This window comes from Thioreductor micantisoli (genome assembly GCF_055392745.1).
The window spans coordinates 1139534-1157484 of sequence record NZ_AP043760.1 but is presented as its reverse complement, the minus strand read 5'-3'; the positions used below and the strand labels follow the sequence as shown (position 1 = coordinate 1157484).

Here is a 17951-nt window from a genome sequence, read left to right as displayed (position 1 = left end):
TTTATTACATTGTTAATAATATTATTTATTAGTGGTTTTTTAATGATTACGTATTTAAATAATTTAGTTAAAGAAAAAACAAAATTTTTAATTCAAAGAGAACAAAAAATAACAATTCTTTTAAAAAAACAAAATAATTTACAAAATAAAATTTTAATTTTAGAACAAAACATAACTCAAAAACAAAAATTTTTAGATGAAGTAAATGATAAAATTAGTGATATAGATGCTATTTTACAAATTACACCACCAAAAAATATAACTGCAAATGAAAAGCTTGATTTAGCAAAAATAGATGCAGTTGATAAAAAATATATTTTACAAAATATTCCAAATGGATATCCTGTGAAATTTGAAGGAGTGACTTCACCTTTTGGTTGGAGAATGCATCCAATTTTACATAAAAGAGAGTTTCATACAGGAATTGATCTAAGAGCAAAAAGAGGTACACCTATTTATGCGACGGCTGATGCAATAGTTGAATATGCACATTATCATACAACAAGTGGATATGGAAATTTAATTATTTTAGATCATAATTTTGGTTTTAAAACACTTTTTGGGCATTTAAGTAAAATCATAGTAAAAAGTGGAAAATTTATAAAAAAGGGTGATTTGATTGGATATACAGGGAGTAGTGGGCTTAGTAATGGGCCACATTTACATTATGAAATAAGATATGTTGGTATGGCTTTAAATCCAAAATATTTTGTAAAATGGAATTTAAAAAATTATAATGAGATATTTAAAAAGGAGCAAAAAGTAAAATGGCAATCTTTAATAAAGGCAATACAATGGCAAAAGAAACTTCTACAACGATAATTTCACAAGGTGCAAAATTAAAAGGTGATTTTAATTTAATGGCTAAACTACATATTGAAGGTGAAATTGAGGGAACGGTTAATTCTTCTACTCAAATTAGTGTAGGTAAAAGCGGTTTAGTTAAAGGTGAAATAGTTTGTTCTAAATTTATTTTAAATGGTAAGTTTGAAGGTAAAATTGAGTGTGATGTTTTAGAAATTATAAATGGTGGAGTGTTAAATGGTGAAATAATTATAAAAGATTTAATTATTGAAAAAGGTGGAATATTTGAGGGGAATTCAACATTAAAGAAAAAAGATGCAAGCAAAAAGTCTTGAATTTTTAAAAAACAGTAAAGCTGATAATGTAATTACAAAAAATTACAAAGAGGCTTTGTTAGTAGGTGAAGTTGCTAAATATTTGAATATACCTTATGTTATATTACCTGATTTTAGAGCAAACTCGGGTGATGATATGAGAAGTTTCAAAGAGGAACTTTTTGAACTAAATTCGGCTCTTTTTAAATACTATAATTCAAATGCTCTTTTAATTTCTCCAATAAATACAGTACTTAGAAAACTACCGACTAAAAAATATTTCTCTTCTATAAAACTTGAATTTGCTGATACAATTAATTTAAATGCACTAAAAGAAAAGTTAGTTTTATATGGTTATGAAGTGGTTAGTATTATTCAAGAAAAAGGAGAAGTTAGTTTTAGAGGTGATATTATTGATATTTATCCTATTAATTCAGATATTCCTTATAGAATATCTTTGTTTGATACAGAAATAGAAAATATTAGAAGTTTTGATGAGTTTAGTCAAATTAGTAAAGATGAAATTGAAAGTATAGAAATATTTCCAGCTATTGCTAGTTTAGATTCAAAAGAGTATGAAAAAATAAATAAAAAAATAGATGAGAGTAAGTTTGATGTTTTTTATAAAGATATTTATTCACTTGGATTTTGGTTTTTAGAAAAAGAGCCACTTACTAAAAAATTTAATTTTCTTTATGATATGACTGGGGAGATAGAAGATTTTAAACTTTTTAATGAGCTTTTTGAATTTGAAACTTATATTATAAAAGAAAGTAAATGTAAAGATTTTAAACCAAAAAATATAAAAGAATTTATAGAATTAAATCCCAAAAAGAATATAGAAATTTTAGCTAAAAATGAAGTTTTACTAAAAGAAAAAAATATAAATTATCCATTTACAAAAAGTGATATTGTATTAAATGTTCAGTGTCCTGAGAAAATAATTATTTCATTAAATGAGTTCAAATCCAAAAAGAAAAAAACTCCTATAATTTTAATTGATGATTTGAAAAAGGGAGATTTTGTAGTTCACGAAGCCCATGGAATTGGTAAATTTATGGGACTTGTTCAGCTTCAAGTTTTAGGTAAAACTGGAGAGTTTGCAGAAATTAGATATGCAAATGATGATAAACTTTTACTTCCTATCGAAAATTTAAATTTAATTGATAGATATATCGCCCCTGGTGGAGTTACTCCAACTCTGGATAAAATGGGTAAATCAACATTTGGTAAAAACAAAGAAAAAGTAAAAGAGAAAATATTTGCAATAGCCGCAGATATTATTAAACTTTCAGCCCTTCGTGAGACAATATCTCCAAAACCTATGAAATTTGATGGAGTTGAGGAATTTACACTTGATGCTGGGTTTAGTTATACTCCTGATCAAAAAAAAGCAGTCCAAGATTTGATGGAAGAGATGAAAACCAGGGTAATGGATAGACTTCTTAGTGGTGATGTGGGATTTGGTAAAACTGAAATTGCAATGGTGGCTTCATTCATAGCAGTTAAAAGTGGTTATCAAGTAGCTATGGTGGCACCTACTACTATTTTAGTTTCTCAACACTATGAAACATTCAAAAAAAGATTTGCTAAATACAGTGTAAATATAGCTAAAGTTGATAGATTTACAACATCTAAAGAGAAGAAATTAATTGAAGCAAGCCTTAAAGAAGGCATAATTGATATAGTTTTAGCAACGCATTCTGCTTTTAATTTGGAGTATAAAAATTTAGGTTTAGTTATTATTGATGAAGAGCATAAATTTGGAGTTAAACAAAAAGAAAAACTAAAAAATATGGTTGAAAATGTTCATCTGCTTAGTATGAGTGCAACTCCAATTCCAAGAAGTTTAAATTTAGCACTTTCGAAAATAAAAGGATTTTCAGCACTTAATACTCCACCAAAGACAAAACAAGAAACAAGAACATTTGTAAAAGAGTATTCAGATGAGTTTATCAAAGAAGTGATTTTTAGAGAAGTTAGAAGAGGTGGACAAATTTTTTATATTTATAATAATATAGCTGGAATTGAAATTAAAAAAGATAAACTTCAAAGATTGATTCCAAATTTAAGGATTTTAGTTTTACATGCTAAACTAACTCCTGCGCAAATAGAAAAAAGTATGATCGATTTTGTAAATAAAAAATATGATTTAATTATAGCTACTACAATTCTTGAAAGTGGAATTCACATACCAAATGTAAATACGGTAATTGTAGAAAATGCTGATAGATTTGGGATAGCAGATTTACATCAAATTCGAGGTAGAGTGGGGCGAGGAGATAAAGAAGGTTATGCTTATTTTATAGTAAAAGATAAAGAAGAAATAAGTGAAGATGCAAAAAAAAGACTTTTAGCACTTGAAGAAAATTCATTTTTAGGAAGTGGCGCGGTTCTCGCAATGCATGATTTAGAGATAAGAGGTGGTGGAAATATTATTGGTGAAGCTCAATCAGGACAAATTAAAAATGTTGGATATTCAATGTATATTAAACTTCTTGAAGATGCTTTAAAAAATTTAAGTGGTGAAGCTAAAACAGGGAAAGAAGTAGAAATAAAACTAAATATAAATGCCTATATTTCCCCAGAACTTGTGGAAGATGAAAGAGTTAGAATTGAAATTTATAGAAGACTTTCTATGGTAAAAGAGTTTGAAGATATTTATAATATTCAAAAAGAATTAATTGATAGGTTTGGAAAAATTGATAAAGTAACAAGTAACTTTTTAGAAAAAATGAAGATCAAAGTATTAGCAAGTAAAAAAGGTATCATAACTATTTCAAATTATGGGGAAAATATTACAATAATTTATGAAAATGACAAAAAATTTATAAAAGCGAAAGCTAAGGATGATATAATTATCATTGAAACAATTTTAGAGGAGTTAAGATGAAATTATTAGTAATAGAAGATGATGAAGCAATTTTATCACTCTTACAAAGAGGACTTGAAGAAGAAGGAATGATAGTTGACACTGCTACAAATGGAGAAGATGGAGAATATTTAGCCCAGGTTAATCGTTATGATATTATTATTTTAGATTGGATGTTGCCCGAAAGAAGCGGAATTGAAATTTTAAAACAGTTAAGAGATAAGGATATAAAAACTCCTGTCTTAATGCTTACTGCAAAAGATGCTATTGAAAATAAGTTGGAAGGATTAAATGAAGGTGCTGATGATTATCTAACTAAACCATTTAATTTTGATGAATTAATTGCAAGAATTAATGCAATTTATAGAAGAAGTGCCTTGAAAGGTAGTGATAAAATAGTCATTAATGATATTGAAGTTGATTTTGATTCTAAACTTGTTAAAAAAAATGGAGAAATTGTAAATTTAACAGCAAAAGAATTTGAATTTTTAGAATTTTTATTGGCAAATCGTGGAAGTTTAGTTTCAGTTGAAATGATTCAAGATCAGCTTTGGAATAGTGAGGAATTTGTGAATAGTAATGTTATTCAAGTAATTATTTATAGACTTAGAAATAAACTTGGTAAATATTTAATTAAATCAAAAAGAAATATGGGGTATTTTATTGAATAAAGAGAATTTAAAAACCATAGTTTTATGGTGGCTTGGAACTTTTATAGCGTTAATATTGATTATTTTTAATACAATATTTTATCAAATGTTAAAATATTCTTTTTACAATAAAATTAAAAATTCATTAGTTCTAGTTTCTAACAATGTAAAAGATAATTTTACTCCTCCATCAATAAATAAAGTAGTAACTATTCCTCCAAGACTAGATTATCCAATAAGTCCTGTAATGATATCAGTTTTTGGTGCTAAAAATATGCATATTATTGCAAAAAGTGTTACTTTTATGGATATAAATTTAGGTAATTATATTAAAACAAATCAAGAATTTTTGATAGCACATAATAAAAAATATGGAAAAATTGCTATCCATATTACAAAAATAATAGCACCAGTAAAAGGCTATATTGTAGTAGCAACACCAGTATATAGAGTTGATTTAAAACTTCAAGATATTTTTATAAAAATGATTATTTTAAATCCTATTTTACTTATTTTACTTTTACTTGGTACAAATATGATTTTGGATAGAGTATTAAATCCAATAAGAGAAATTACAAAAGCTGCTAATGAGATAAGTGTAGGGGATTTGGATAGAATTATTCCAATTCCATCTCAAAATGATGAAATAAAAGAGTTAGTTTTATCTTTTAATTCGATGGTAATTCGTCTTAGAAATGGTATTGATATGATTCATAGATTTAATTCTGATGTTTCGCATGAGCTTAGAACTCCATTAACTGTTTTAAAAGGAGAAATGGAATTAGCCCTTAGAAAAGATAGAGATAAAGAATATTATAAGAATGTATTAAAAAGTTCTCTAAAAGAGATTGATTATATGGTAGATATGGTTGAAGAGATGTTGATGTTTTCAAAAATAGATAGTGAAGTGGAACAAAAAGAGAATATAAATTTAGATGAACTTTTATTAAAAGTAGTCTCAAAGCTTTCATTTAAAGCAAAGTATAAAAATCTTAAAATTGAATTTGAAAAAACAGAGCCCATTGAAATAAAATCAAATCCTTTTTTAATAAATGCTATTTTTATAAATATTATTGATAATGCTATTAAATATTCAAAAGAAAGTGGAGTTATTAAAATTTCTCTATATAAAGATGATGGAAATATAATATTTGAAGTAATGGATACAGGAATTGGTATTAAAAAAGAGGATTTAAAATATTTAACAGATAGATTTTATAGAAGTGATATTTCCAGAAATAGGGATATTAAAGGCTTTGGACTTGGACTTTCAATTGTTCAAAAAGCACTTGATACAATAGGTGGTAAAATTAAATTTGATTCAATTTTAGGTAAAGGAACAATTGTAACAATAAAAATAAAAAATAATAAAAAAGGACAAAAAAATGAGTAAAATAAATGAAATTTTACAAGAAATGGATGAACTTAAAAAGAAATTAAGAATTGAACTTGATAAAAAAATAGAAAATAAAGTATTTCATAAAAAATGGACTTTTAAGGAATTTATAGAATATTTCAAAACTATTCCTCTTGGAACTTTATTAACTTCGCCTATAATTTATGCAATGGTAATTCCTGTAATTATTTTAGATCTGTTTTTATGGATTTATCAAAATATAAATTTTAGAGTTTATAAAATTCCATTAGTGAAGAGAAACAATTATATTTTTTATGATAGACAAAATTTAGAATATCTTCATCCAATTGATAAACTTGGTTGTGTTTATTGTAGTTATTTCAATGGACTTATGGCATATTCTAGTGAAATAGCAAGTAGAACAGAATTATATTTTTGTCCAATAAAACATAAAAAGAGATTAGATTATGAGCATCAATATTACAAATATTTTTTACCTTATGGATATGACAAATATTATGAAGAGTTAGAAAACCTTAGAAATAATTTAAGAAATTATAATTTTACAGATGTAAAACCTGAGAATTATGGTATAAAGAAATAATGTAAATGTAGAAAGGATAAAAATGAAAGAGTTTATTAAAAAAAGATATGCTTTAAAATATGATATTAAAAATTTTGAAAAATATTATGAAGAATATAAAAATATAAAACCTTTTAAAGTTAATCAAAATATTTATGAAACTAATCAAACTATTAGTGATGAAGCTCATTATATTTTAAGACTTACTGCAACTTATAAAATGAAAGAAGTTTTAGAATCACTAAAAATTAATTTGGATGATGCAAATGTTTATGAAAATATAGAATATGGGAATATTGGAACATTTGGAAGAATTGCAAAAATGTTTACAGGTGCATATCCAGAAGATAATTATGAGTTAATGAGTGGAAGATGGAATAAACCTCCAAGAATGGCAGTTTTTCCAAATGATAAAGATAATCATAATCCAGTGTTTGTAAAAACTGATCTAAATGCAGTTTGCTCACATCATTTTATAAGATTTGGAGAAGATTATTATGATAATGATTCATTTATAGTAATTGGGTATATTCCCGAAAAGTATTTAGGTGGAATATCTAAAATAAATAGATTTGTAAATTGGTGTGCTAGAAGAGGGTGGCTTCAAGAAGATTTAACAAGATATATAGGTAAAAAAATAGAAGAAAACTTCAAAACAGACTCTGTTTATATAGCACTTTTTAATATGAAACACGGATGTACAGCTTTTAGAGGTGCTTGTGATAATAGAGCTGCTACTACTTCTATTTATTCAACAGGTGAATTTCTAACAAATCCAGAACTTATACCACCAAAGTATAGGGGTTAAAATGAAATGGAGTATAGATAAACAATTTGATTTTTGTTATGGTCACAGAGTTTGGTCGCAAGAGCTTAATAAAGAATATAGCTTAGATAGTTGTCTAGCTTGTCGTCATTTGCATGGGCATCAGGGAAAAATCAAACTATATTTGACAAGTGAAACATTAGAAAATGGAATGGTAACTGATTTTAAACATCTTAACTGGTTTAAAGAGTGGCTTGATAGTGTGCTTGACCATAAATTTATAATAGATAGGAATGATCCACTTTTTAGTGATTTAATGTCTCATTATTCTATAAATGAAAAAATGGATGAAAGTAAATTTTTCTATTTTAAAGAAGGATATTGGATTTGTGATTTGAAATATCTTGATAAAAAAGAGTTAATTGAAAAATATGAAGGTATGGTTATAGTCGATTTTATACCTACAAGTGAAAATATTTCTGCTTGGATTTTGGAAATTGTTCGTAAAAAAATGTCCAAAATAGGGGTAGAAGCTACGGCAATAGAATTTTGGGAAACTCCAAAAAGTCATTGTAGAGTAGAAATTTGATTTTATTTTAAAATTTTGATAAAATACCGCACTAAAAATAAAAGAAGGACAGAAAATGAAAAAAGATATCCATCCAGAATACATTCCATGTCATGTTACTTGTGCATGTGGAAATGAATTTGATATTTATACAAATAGAGAATCAATGAGAATCGAACTTTGCGACAAATGTCATCCATTCTATACAGGAAATGAAAAACAAATTAGTGCAGGTGGTAGAGTAGATAAATTTAAGAAAAAATACAGGTCTTAAATAATTGCTTACTCTCGTTCCAACTCCTATTGGAAACTTGTCTGATATTTCAAAAAGGGCCCAAAAAGCTCTTCTTGAAGCAGATGTTATTTTTTGTGAAGATACTCGCGTAACTAAAAGACTTCTAAATTTACTTCAAATTGATTATTCAAACAAAACTTTTTATTCAATGCATTCTCATAATGAAACTGAAATAATTAAAAAAATTGATATTTTTATTTTTGAAAAAAATGTTGTTTATGTTAGTGATGCTGGAATGCCAGGTATTAGTGACCCTGGAAGTAAACTTATTCAATATGCACAAACTAATAATATTGAATATGATGTGATTCCAGGGGCTAATGCAGTTTTGACAGCACTTGTGGCAAGTGGATTTGAAGGTGAATTTACATTTTTTGGATTTTTACCACATAAAGGTAATATTCGAGAAAAAAAGTTAAAAGAAGTTATTTCACACGATAAAATTGCTGTTTTGTATGAATCACCACATAGAATAGAAAAATTTTTGAGTGAATTGAAAGAATTAATTCCTGATAGAATAGTTTTTTTTGCAAAAGAACTTACCAAAAAACATCAAACTTTTATCAAAGATTTTGTAAAAAATATAGAGTTATCAAATACAAAAGGTGAATGGGTTGTTGTATTTGATAAAGGTATCAAAAATGATACAATAACTTTTAATTATGATGATATTTTATCTCTAAAACTATCTCCAAAAGAAAAAGCTAAACTTTTAAGTCAAATTTCAGACAAATCTACCAAAGAAATCTATAATGAGCTTATAAAATTATCATAAATTTATAATAATTATGATAAAATAATACCATTAAAACAAATTAAAGGTATATTTTATGATAGTTTATGGTAAAAGGATTTTTTATTATCTTTTAAAAAATCACAAAGAGATAATAAATGAAATTATTCTCTCAAAAAAATTGGATGCAAAAGAGTTTAGAGAACTTCAAAAATCAAATATACCTATAAAAGTAACAGATAATAAAAAAGCTCAAAGTTTAGCAAGAGGTGGAAATCATCAGGGCTATTTTCTTGATATAAACTTCACTCCAAAAGATTCCAAAAATATTAAAGATTTAAAATCAGTACTAATTTTAGATAATATTACAGATATGGGTAATATCGGAGCTATTATAAGAACAGCTTATAGTTTGGGAATTGATACTGTTATTATTACTGGGATTAATGAACTTAAATGGGAAAATGTTATCAGAATGAGCGCAGGAGCTGCTATTGATATGCCTATAATAGTTATTAAAAATATATTAGATGTTATAAATGATTTAAAAACAAATAAATTTAAAATCATTGGTGCAGATATGGATGGAAATAAAGATATTGAAAAAACTGAAAAAATGGCATTAATTATGGGTAATGAAGGTGAGGGACTTACTAAAAAAGTTAAATCAAAACTTGACGAAATAGCTTCTATTGAAATGAAAAGAAATTTTGATTCTTTAAATGTAAGTGTAGCAAGTGGTATTTTAATGGATAGGATTTTTAATGGATGAATTATTAAAAAAATATAAAATAGAAGAAATTAGTAAAAGAACATCTATTTCTCCAGTTTTTTTACAAAAATTAATAGTAGAGAAATTTGATAAAATAGATAAATTAAAATTTAAAGGTTTTTTAAAAATTTTGAAATCTGAATTTAAGGATGTTGATTTTAGTGAATTAGAAGAAAAAGCAAATAATTATTATTTTATTGCTGATGATTCTAAAAAAACAGGAAAGCAGCAAATTATAGAAGAATTAGATAAAAATAACAAAAGTTATAAAGGTTATTTTTTTGTATTTATTTTAATTATCATTATCGGAATTCTTTTGTATTATATGAAGCATAATGAAAAAATTCAAACAGAAAATAATAATACGAATTTAGAGACTTTAAAAGTTGAGAAGATAATAGAAAAAAATGATAGTAATGTTACAAATAATTTAACTTTTGAAGAAAATAAAAGTGAGAAAAATAAAACAAAATTAACTAATAATATGATTAATGTTGAAAAAAATAGTTCTAAAAAATATATTGATACAAATCTTACGATAAACCCACTTCAATTAGTTTGGTTTAAAATATATTATTTAGATTTAAATAAAAGTAAGGAATTTTTAACAAGTACTCCTATTGAATTAAATGCAAGTAAAAAAATGTTTATTAAATTTGGACATGGAATGGTAAAATTATTTTATAATGGAGAAACTATTTTCCCTAATTCAAAGAGAATTACAAGAGTTATTTTAAATAATGGGGAAATGAATATAACTAATAAAAAAGTAGAGAATTTTAGATGAGGAAAATATTTTTATTATTTTTAGTATCAATTTATTCATTTGCTATAACTAATACTTCTAAGATAGAAAATCTTATGGGAGAAAATAATTATCAAAAATATCAAAAATTAATTGATAAAATTTTTCCTAAAAATAATTATAATATTACTACAATTGTAAAAAAATTAAAAAATAATGGTTTGATTGAACTATTTTTTGATAAAGCTAAAATTATTGATACACAATTTGAATTTCAAAATGGTAATCCTATTTTAAATCAAAAAATCTTAAATAATAGTTTGACTAATCTGGGGTATTACTATTTTTATCCAGTTGAGATATCTAAAACGGATAATATGTATAATGTAACTTTAGAAATGAAAAGTGAGCATTTTATTGACCCTGTGTCATTAATTAATGAATTAAATTCAAGAGGTTGTAAAATTTTAGATATTTCAAGATATGAAGAAGTTTTTAATTATAAGCTTGATTGTTCAAATGGTTTTATTAAAGAAGTCAAAAATTTAACAAATAAAAGGCAAAGTTTTGTCAATCCCAATGGAATATATTGGTTAAAAAATGATAAGTTTTCAAAAATAACTATAAAAACATCTAGAATAGATACTTGGCATCCATCAGTTTGGTTTTATGATAAAAATATGAATTTTATTAATGTATTTAGAAAAAACATTGTTGTAAATTTTACAACTTTACAAATTCCTCCGGCCTGTGAATATATAAAAATTACAGATATATATTCGCCAGAAAATTTTAAAAGAGGAATAATAATAAAAGGAAAATAATATGAATGAATTTGAAAGAATTGAAAGATTACCAAACTATATTTTTGCAGTAGTAAATGATTTGAAAATGCAAGCTAGACGGGCAGGAGAAGATGTTATTGATTTTTCAATGGGAAATCCAGATGGTCCAACTCCAAAACATATAGTTAATAAATTAATCGAATCAGTGCAAAAGCCAAAAACTCATGGATATAGTGTTAGTAAAGGTATTTATAAATTAAGAGAAGCTATAACTAATTGGTATGCAACCAAATATAATGTTACATTTGACCCAGAAACTGAAGCAGTAGCAACAATGGGAAGTAAAGAAGGTTATGTGCATTTAGCACAAGCTGTTACAAACGTAGGTGATGTAGCGATTGTACCAGATCCGACTTATCCAATTCACTCTTATGCTTTTATGTTAGCAGGCGCAAGTGTAAGAAAAACAAAACTTAAATATAATGATAAATATGAACTTGATGAAGAAGCTTTTTTCAATGATTTAGAAGTTGCAATGATTAAATCTGTGCCAAAACCAAAATTTTTGGTATTGAATTTTCCTCATAACCCCACAACTGTAACTGTTACAAAAGAATTTTATGTAAAAGCAGTTAAGTTTGCAAAAGATAATAATTTGTGGATTATAAGTGATATTGCTTATGCTGATATTACTTATGATGGATATAAAACTCCTTCTATTTTCGAAGCAAAAGGTGCTAGAGATGTGGCAGTTGAGAGTTTTACACTTTCAAAAAGTTATAATATGGCAGGATGGAGAGTAGGATTTATAGTAGGAAATAAAACATTAATTGGTGCAGTTCAAAAATATAAATCTTGGATTGATTATGGAATGTTTACTCCAATTCAAGTAGCTGCTACAGTTGCTCTTAATGGACCGCAAGAGTGTGTAAAAGAGATTACAGAAAATTATAGACAAAGAAGAGATGTTGTAATAGAGAGTTTTGAAAATGCTGGATGGCATATAAATAAAAATAATGCAACTATGTTTTGTTGGGCAAAAATTCCTGAAAAATGTCAATTTATGGGAAGTTTAGAATTTTCAAAAAGACTTCTTACTGAAGCAAAAGTTGCAGTTAGTCCTGGTGTTGGTTTTGGTGCTTATGGTGAAGGATATGTAAGAATTGCACTTATTGAAAATGAAAAAAGAATCAGACAAGCTGCTAAAAATATTAAAAGATTTTTAGATAAGTTTTAAGGTATAAATTTGAAAAAATTTACTATCTTTTTACTTTTTTTTTCTATTGTATTTGCAAATAACTTAACAAATGAAGAAAAAAACTATCTTAAAAATAATAACACTATAAAAGTATGTATAAATCCTAATTGGGCTCCTATCGAATTTCGTGATGAGAAAGGAAATCCAGAAGGTATCTCCATTGATATTTTAAAAATTTTATCAGATAAATTACATTTAAAACTTCAATTTATTAAAACTTCTTCTTGGCTAGAGTCTCAACAATTTTTAAAAGAGAAAAAATGTGAGATTTTACCATCTGCTATAATGACAGATAAAAGAAAAAAGTATGCTGTTTTTACAAAACCATATTTAAATTATAAATTAGCAGTAATTACAACGAATGATAAGCCAATTATCAATAATTTAAATGAAATTGTAGATAAAATAATGAGTAGAAAGCAAGCTTCAGGGCTTATTGCTAAGATGAAAAAGTTGTATCCAAATATAAAAATTATTCAAACAAGAGGGTATGTAGAAGCTTTTGATTTGGTCCATAAGGGAAAAGCGTATTTTACGATAGCAACAATCCCTGTTTTTGAATATTACAAAAGAAAATATAGTTTAGACAATTTAATTATAAATGGCTATACAGATTTTAAATATAATTTAAGAATAGCGGTTAGAAATGATAAGCCTATTTTAAGAAATATTTTGGATAAAAGTTTGAATTCTATTACTCCTAATATGAAAAGAGTAATTTATGAAAAATGGGTTATAAATGTAAAACCAGCAATAAATTATAAAAAATATATAACTGTAATATTAATTGTTATATTTTTTATTGTAGTTATATTTTTATCTATTAGTTATCAAAATTATTATTTAAAGAAAAGAATTAAATTATCAATAAAAAAGATAGAAGAAGAAAAAGAAAAAATGAAGAAAATAGTTGATAATGTAATGGAAGCAGTGGTAATTGCTGATGATAATTTAATGATTGTGGATGTAAATAAAAGAACTGAAAGTATATTTGGATATAAAAAAGAAGAAGTAATTGGTAAAAATCTTTTAGATTTTGTACAAAAAAATGAAGAAAATATATTAAAAGAAACTTATGAAGTATTAGAGCCATTTGAAATAGTAAGAAAAAGAAAAGATGGCTCAGAAATAGTTTGTTTAGTAACAAGAACATTTTTTATAGAAAATAATAAAAAATATAGAGTATCTATGTTTGTGGATATTACGAAACATAAAGAACAAGAAATAATGCTTGCACAACAATCAAAATCAGTTGCTTTAGGTGAAATGATAGGAAATATTGCTCATCAATGGAGACAACCTTTAAATGCTTTGAGCTTATATATTTTTAATTTAGTTTTAGATTATGAGTCTAAAGAATTAACAAATGAAAAGATGCAAGAATTTGAAAAAAATACAAATAAATTAATTCAAGGAATGAGTCAAACTATCAATGATTTTACTGGGTTTTTGAAACCGGATAAAACAAAAAAAGAGTTTAATTTAGTTGAAGCTTTAAATGATAGTATTAAATTTGTAAAAGCAAGTTATAAAGCAAATGAAATAGAAATTCAGAAGAATATAAAAGATATTAAACTTTTTGGGGTCGAACCAGATTTAGAACAAATTTTTGTAAATATATTTAATAATTCAAAAGATGCTTTTGAAGAGAAAAAAATTAAAAATAGAAAAGTTATTATTTCTACTGAAGAGAGAGAAAATCAAGTTATTATTACTTTTAGAGATAATGCAGGTGGAGTTGATGAAAAAATCATACATCGTTTAACTGAGCCATATTTTTCTACAAAATTTGCAGATCAAGGTGTTGGACTTGGACTTTATATGTCTGAAATGATTATTAAAAATGGTTTTAATGGACAATTAATTATGAAAAATGTAGATGATGGATTAGAAACTAAGGTTATATTGGAGAAAAAATGAGGGTTTTAATAATTGGTGCAGGTGGTGTTGGTGGATATTTAGCAGGAAATTTAGCCAAAGATGGAATAGATGTTACACTTTTCGCAACTCCTAAAACAAATGAATTTATTCAAAAAAAAGGATTAAAAATAAAAGATGTGGATAAGGAATACTCTGTTTGTGTGAAAACTAAATTGAATGGGATTTATGATGTTATAATTTTAGCCCTAAAAGCTTATAATTTAGATGATGTTTTAGAAATAATAAAAACTTATTCAAATAAAAATACAACTGTTTTGCCACTATTAAATGGAGTAGGTCATTTTGAAAAATTAAAAAAATTTAACCTCAAAAAAGGGTGTATTTATATACTTTCTCATAAAGTTGATATTAATGCAATTGAAAAAAAATCAAAATTATTTTATTTATGTTATGAAAAAGATAAGAAATTAGATAAATTATTTAATAAAACTACTTTGAAAGTAAAATCGAGTGAAAATATAGATATTGATGTTTGGAAAAAATATCTTTTTATTGCTACATTTGCAACTCTCACTTCATATTACAAAAAGTCAATAGGTTGGGTGATTGAAAACAAGGAAGATGAGGTTATTGAATTTGTAAGAAGAATGATAAGTTTGGCTAAAAATTCAAGAATTGAATTAGATGAAACAAAAGAAATAGAGAAAATTATAAAACAAGCTAAAAATATTCCTTATGATTCTAAAACTTCTATGCAATTAGATTTTGAAAAAAATCATAAAACTGAACTTGAAAATTTAGTTGGATTTTTGAAAAATGATGAATTTATAGCCAATTTTTATAAAAAACTTTTATCCTATTGATTAAAATCAATGACTTTTATCTATTTTAATACTATAATTCTTTCAAATAAAAAACAAAAAACCAAGGAGAAATTATGGGATTATTAGATTTTTTAACAGGAAATGAAGCAGCAGCAAAAGGTGCATCTCAAAAAGATTGTCATCCAAAAATGTTTTGTTATCAATGTGAAATGAGTATGGCAGAAGGGTGTGGAGCTCATGGACAAGATATAGGAACATGTGGTAAAACTGCTACAACATCAAGACTTCAAGATATGATGATATTTGGACTTAAAGGTTTAGCAGCGTATAGAGAACATGCAAGAGAATTACTTGATATGAATCCAAATAGTGATGATTTAAAAACTTTAATCGAAGTTGATGATACAATGAGTGAAACTTTATATTTTACTTTAACAAATGTAAACTTTAATTTTGATGAACATATTGCTCAACTTATGAAAGTAGGTGCAGCAGGTGCAAAAGTTATGGATTTATTAAGTTCAAATCATACAAAAGCATTGGGTGTTCCAACTCCTGTAACTGTTACTCAAAATAAAGCAGAAGGGAAAGGTATTTTAATTTCTGGGCATAACTTAGATATGTTAGAAAAATTACTTGAAAGAATAGAAGAAAGAGGATTAGCAGATAAAATAAATATTTATACTCACTCTGAAATGCTACCGGCTCATGGTTATCCAGCACTTAGAAAATTTAAAAACTTAAAAGGTAATATTGGTAAAGCTTGGTTTGATCAAACTGATGTATTTACTAAATGGAATGGAACTTGTGTTGTAAATACAAACTGTATTGTTCCACCAGAAAAATCAAAAAAAGTTGCTAATTATATTGATAGACTTTATACTTACAAAATTACTGGTATCAATGGAGCTATAAAAATTGAAAATGATAATTTTGACCCATTAATTGATCAAACTTTATCTTTACCAGATGTAACTGGATTCGATAGTGATGAAACAATTGTTACAGGTCATCATTATGAAACAATCTTAACACTTGCCCCTGCAATTCTTGATGCAGTTAAAACTGGAAAAATCAAAAGATTCTGGGTAATAGCAGGATGTGATGCACCAGGACACGGAAGAGATTATTTCAGAGAATTAGCTCAAAAAGTTCCAGCTGACCATGTAATTATTACTTCAAGTTGTGGTAAATTTAGATTTAATGATATTGATTTTGGAACAGTTCCAGGAACAGAGATCCCAAGATATTTAGATTTAGGTCAATGTAATGATAGTAATGGTGCAGTTCATATTGCATTAGCAGTTGCAGATGCATTAGGTGTAAAAGATGTAAATGAATTACCAATTTCAATTGCTTTAATGTGGATGGAACAAAAAGCAGTAATTATTTTACTTGCATTGCTTAATCTTGGAATTAAAGATATTTATCTTGGAGCAAGAGCACCTCAATTTATGAATGACGATATCTATAGCTTTTTACATGAACACTTTAATTTGGGTGTAATTAGTGATATAACAAATGATTTTGGAAAAGAATTAGCTGAGTAAGCTTTTTCTTTTTTTTTCTACTTTTAAACTCTTCCCACAACTACAAAAAAAGGAATACTAAATGGAATTATCACAAGTTAGTTTTGAACCAATGAATGAAGTTCATAATAAAGAAGCCGAAGTTTTAGAAAGATTACTTATTGCTATTAAAAATAGAGAAAATTTAGATAATGTCTATGATGAGTTTGTAAAAGATGTTGAAAATCATTTTTCTTTTGAACAAAAGTTAATGGAAAAATATGAATTTTTTGCAAAGATACCTCATAAAATGGAACATAATAAAATTTTAAATGAATTAGAGAAAATAAAAAATCATTTAAATGAATATGAAAACTTAGAAAAATATTTTGATACTACATTTTTACCATGGTTAAATAATCATATTGCTACGATGGATACAGTAACTGCTGGATTTTTTTCTCAAATAGGTGCAAAAATATAATTTTTTAGTATAATGTCATCAAAAAGGCATTTATTTATGGATTTAAAAAATATATTTTTGTTTGAAAATATTGATGATGAATCTCTAAAAGAGATAGAAAAGTTTTCAAAGATTACTCAGTTAAATAAAGATGAGATAGTTTTTTATGAAAATGATCCTTCTGATTATCTTCATATTGTAATTAAAGGTGCAGTTAAAATATATAAATTTGACAGTAAAAATAATGAAATAATAATACATAGATTTATTGCACCTTCCATGATAGCAGAAAGAGCTAATCTTTTGGGAATGGTATTTCCTGCAAATTGTGCAATGACTGAAGATGGAGTTATTTTAAAAATAAACTTTAAAAAATTTAAAGAAAGTATGCAAAAAGCAGATATTTGTTTTAAAATAATGCAATCACTTCTTAAAAAAATGAATTTTTTGGAAAATGTTATTCATTCGAATTTAATTCTTGATACTCAAACAAAAATTGCAAAATTTATTTATGAAGAAACAGAAGTTTTTGAAACACTAAAACAACATTCTATTGCTACTTTATTAAACATAAAACCTGAAACATTATCAAGAAAACTTAAAAAATTCAAAGAATTAGGAATTATAGAAAATCAACACTCTAAATTAAAAGTAATAGACAAAGAAAAGTTAAAAGAAATTTATAATTTTTAAATTTACAAAATGTAACATATTTTTAATATTGCCTCAATTTACTTCAAAACTTTGACGGGGGAGGGGGTAATATATTATAA

General features: G+C 25.6%; 19 protein-coding genes. All 19 read left to right on the top strand.

Annotation, left to right across the window (positions count from 1 at the left end; genetic code table 11):
* Positions 1-42: 42 nt before the first annotated feature.
* The 19 genes from ACZ5OA_RS06205 (at position 43) to ACZ5OA_RS06115 (ending at position 17871) form a co-directional block, all read left to right on the top strand.
* Positions 43-822, top strand: a complete 780-nt coding sequence (locus ACZ5OA_RS06205) for a M23 family metallopeptidase (RefSeq protein ID WP_464907008.1) — start codon at positions 43-45, stop codon at positions 820-822.
* A complete protein-coding gene (locus ACZ5OA_RS06200) occupies positions 795-1139 on the top strand; it encodes a bactofilin family protein (protein ID WP_464907007.1) in 345 nt (114 codons plus the stop codon). Before ACZ5OA_RS06205 ends, ACZ5OA_RS06200 begins: the two co-directional genes overlap by 28 nt.
* A complete protein-coding gene (locus tag ACZ5OA_RS06195; RefSeq protein WP_464907006.1) occupies positions 1120-4011 on the top strand; it encodes a DEAD/DEAH box helicase in 2892 nt (963 codons plus the stop codon). The genes ACZ5OA_RS06200 and ACZ5OA_RS06195 overlap by 20 nt, the downstream gene beginning before the upstream one ends.
* Entirely contained in the window at positions 4008-4661 is a 654-nt protein-coding gene (locus ACZ5OA_RS06190; protein ID WP_464907005.1) for a response regulator transcription factor, read from the top strand. Before ACZ5OA_RS06195 ends, ACZ5OA_RS06190 begins: the two co-directional genes overlap by 4 nt.
* Positions 4654-6033, top strand: coding sequence for a sensor histidine kinase (locus ACZ5OA_RS06185; RefSeq protein ID WP_464907004.1), 1380 nt, complete (start codon positions 4654-4656; stop codon positions 6031-6033). The genes ACZ5OA_RS06190 and ACZ5OA_RS06185 overlap by 8 nt, the downstream gene beginning before the upstream one ends.
* Positions 6026-6601, top strand: coding sequence for a hypothetical protein (locus tag ACZ5OA_RS06180; RefSeq protein WP_464907003.1), 576 nt, complete (start codon positions 6026-6028; stop codon positions 6599-6601). The genes ACZ5OA_RS06185 and ACZ5OA_RS06180 overlap by 8 nt, the downstream gene beginning before the upstream one ends.
* A gap of 22 nt (positions 6602-6623) precedes the next feature.
* Positions 6624-7388 carry a GTP cyclohydrolase I gene (locus ACZ5OA_RS06175; RefSeq protein WP_464907002.1) on the top strand — a complete coding sequence of 255 codons (765 nt, stop codon included), beginning with the start codon at positions 6624-6626 and terminating at the stop codon, positions 7386-7388.
* A gap of 1 nt (position 7389) precedes the next feature.
* The gene (locus tag ACZ5OA_RS06170; protein WP_464907001.1) at positions 7390-7935 is read left to right on the top strand and encodes a 6-carboxytetrahydropterin synthase; all 546 of its coding nucleotides are present in this window, start codon (positions 7390-7392) and stop codon (positions 7933-7935) included.
* A 55-nt stretch (positions 7936-7990) separates the two neighbouring features.
* Positions 7991-8188, top strand: coding sequence for a 50S ribosomal protein L31 (rpmE, locus tag ACZ5OA_RS06165; RefSeq protein ID WP_464907000.1), 198 nt, complete (start codon positions 7991-7993; stop codon positions 8186-8188).
* A gap of 4 nt (positions 8189-8192) precedes the next feature.
* Entirely contained in the window at positions 8193-8984 is a 792-nt protein-coding gene (gene rsmI, locus ACZ5OA_RS06160; protein ID WP_464906999.1) for a 16S rRNA (cytidine(1402)-2'-O)-methyltransferase, read from the top strand.
* Positions 8985-9039: 55 nt separating this feature from the next.
* Complete coding sequence (gene rlmB, locus ACZ5OA_RS06155; RefSeq protein ID WP_464906998.1) at positions 9040-9714, top strand: 23S rRNA (guanosine(2251)-2'-O)-methyltransferase RlmB; 675 nt, start codon at positions 9040-9042, stop codon at positions 9712-9714.
* Positions 9707-10501, top strand: coding sequence for a hypothetical protein (locus tag ACZ5OA_RS06150; protein ID WP_464906997.1), 795 nt, complete (start codon positions 9707-9709; stop codon positions 10499-10501). The genes rlmB and ACZ5OA_RS06150 overlap by 8 nt, the downstream gene beginning before the upstream one ends.
* Entirely contained in the window at positions 10498-11283 is a 786-nt protein-coding gene (locus tag ACZ5OA_RS06145) for a hypothetical protein (protein WP_464906996.1), read from the top strand. The genes ACZ5OA_RS06150 and ACZ5OA_RS06145 overlap by 4 nt, the downstream gene beginning before the upstream one ends.
* Before the next feature lies 1 nt (position 11284).
* Complete coding sequence (locus ACZ5OA_RS06140) at positions 11285-12481, top strand: LL-diaminopimelate aminotransferase (RefSeq protein ID WP_464906995.1); 1197 nt, start codon at positions 11285-11287, stop codon at positions 12479-12481.
* A gap of 9 nt (positions 12482-12490) precedes the next feature.
* Positions 12491-14422 carry a transporter substrate-binding domain-containing protein gene (locus tag ACZ5OA_RS06135; RefSeq protein ID WP_464906994.1) on the top strand — a complete coding sequence of 644 codons (1932 nt, stop codon included), beginning with the start codon at positions 12491-12493 and terminating at the stop codon, positions 14420-14422.
* Positions 14419-15246: a ketopantoate reductase family protein gene (locus ACZ5OA_RS06130; RefSeq protein WP_464906993.1), complete on the top strand. Its 828-nt coding sequence runs from the start codon at positions 14419-14421 to the stop codon at positions 15244-15246. The genes ACZ5OA_RS06135 and ACZ5OA_RS06130 overlap by 4 nt, the downstream gene beginning before the upstream one ends.
* Before the next feature lie 149 nt (positions 15247-15395).
* On the top strand, positions 15396-16757 hold the full coding sequence (gene hcp, locus ACZ5OA_RS06125) for a hydroxylamine reductase (RefSeq protein ID WP_464908331.1): 1362 nt from the start codon (positions 15396-15398) through the stop codon (positions 16755-16757).
* A gap of 61 nt (positions 16758-16818) precedes the next feature.
* Positions 16819-17199: a bacteriohemerythrin gene (locus ACZ5OA_RS06120; RefSeq protein WP_464906992.1), complete on the top strand. Its 381-nt coding sequence runs from the start codon at positions 16819-16821 to the stop codon at positions 17197-17199.
* Positions 17200-17235: 36 nt separating this feature from the next.
* Positions 17236-17871, top strand: coding sequence for a Crp/Fnr family transcriptional regulator (locus ACZ5OA_RS06115; RefSeq protein ID WP_464906991.1), 636 nt, complete (start codon positions 17236-17238; stop codon positions 17869-17871).
* Positions 17872-17951 lie beyond the last annotated feature (80 nt).

Coding starts and splice junctions, on each gene's coding strand:
- ACZ5OA_RS06120 (WP_464906992.1), top strand. CDS start 16,819: ATGGAATTATCACAAGTTAGTTTTGAACCAATGAATGAAGTTCATAAT.
- ACZ5OA_RS06150 (WP_464906997.1), top strand. CDS start 9,707: ATGGATGAATTATTAAAAAAATATAAAATAGAAGAAATTAGTAAAAGA.
- ACZ5OA_RS06205 (WP_464907008.1), top strand. CDS start 43: ATGATTACGTATTTAAATAATTTAGTTAAAGAAAAAACAAAATTTTTA.
- ACZ5OA_RS06115 (WP_464906991.1), top strand. CDS start 17,236: ATGGATTTAAAAAATATATTTTTGTTTGAAAATATTGATGATGAATCT.
- hcp (WP_464908331.1), top strand. CDS start 15,396: ATGTTTTGTTATCAATGTGAAATGAGTATGGCAGAAGGGTGTGGAGCT.
- ACZ5OA_RS06195 (WP_464907006.1), top strand. CDS start 1,120: ATGCAAGCAAAAAGTCTTGAATTTTTAAAAAACAGTAAAGCTGATAAT.
- rlmB (WP_464906998.1), top strand. CDS start 9,040: ATGATAGTTTATGGTAAAAGGATTTTTTATTATCTTTTAAAAAATCAC.
- ACZ5OA_RS06180 (WP_464907003.1), top strand. CDS start 6,026: ATGAGTAAAATAAATGAAATTTTACAAGAAATGGATGAACTTAAAAAG.
- ACZ5OA_RS06200 (WP_464907007.1), top strand. CDS start 795: ATGGCAAAAGAAACTTCTACAACGATAATTTCACAAGGTGCAAAATTA.
- ACZ5OA_RS06170 (WP_464907001.1), top strand. CDS start 7,390: ATGAAATGGAGTATAGATAAACAATTTGATTTTTGTTATGGTCACAGA.
- ACZ5OA_RS06140 (WP_464906995.1), top strand. CDS start 11,285: ATGAATGAATTTGAAAGAATTGAAAGATTACCAAACTATATTTTTGCA.
- ACZ5OA_RS06190 (WP_464907005.1), top strand. CDS start 4,008: ATGAAATTATTAGTAATAGAAGATGATGAAGCAATTTTATCACTCTTA.
- ACZ5OA_RS06145 (WP_464906996.1), top strand. CDS start 10,498: ATGAGGAAAATATTTTTATTATTTTTAGTATCAATTTATTCATTTGCT.
- ACZ5OA_RS06175 (WP_464907002.1), top strand. CDS start 6,624: ATGAAAGAGTTTATTAAAAAAAGATATGCTTTAAAATATGATATTAAA.
- ACZ5OA_RS06130 (WP_464906993.1), top strand. CDS start 14,419: ATGAGGGTTTTAATAATTGGTGCAGGTGGTGTTGGTGGATATTTAGCA.
- rpmE (WP_464907000.1), top strand. CDS start 7,991: ATGAAAAAAGATATCCATCCAGAATACATTCCATGTCATGTTACTTGT.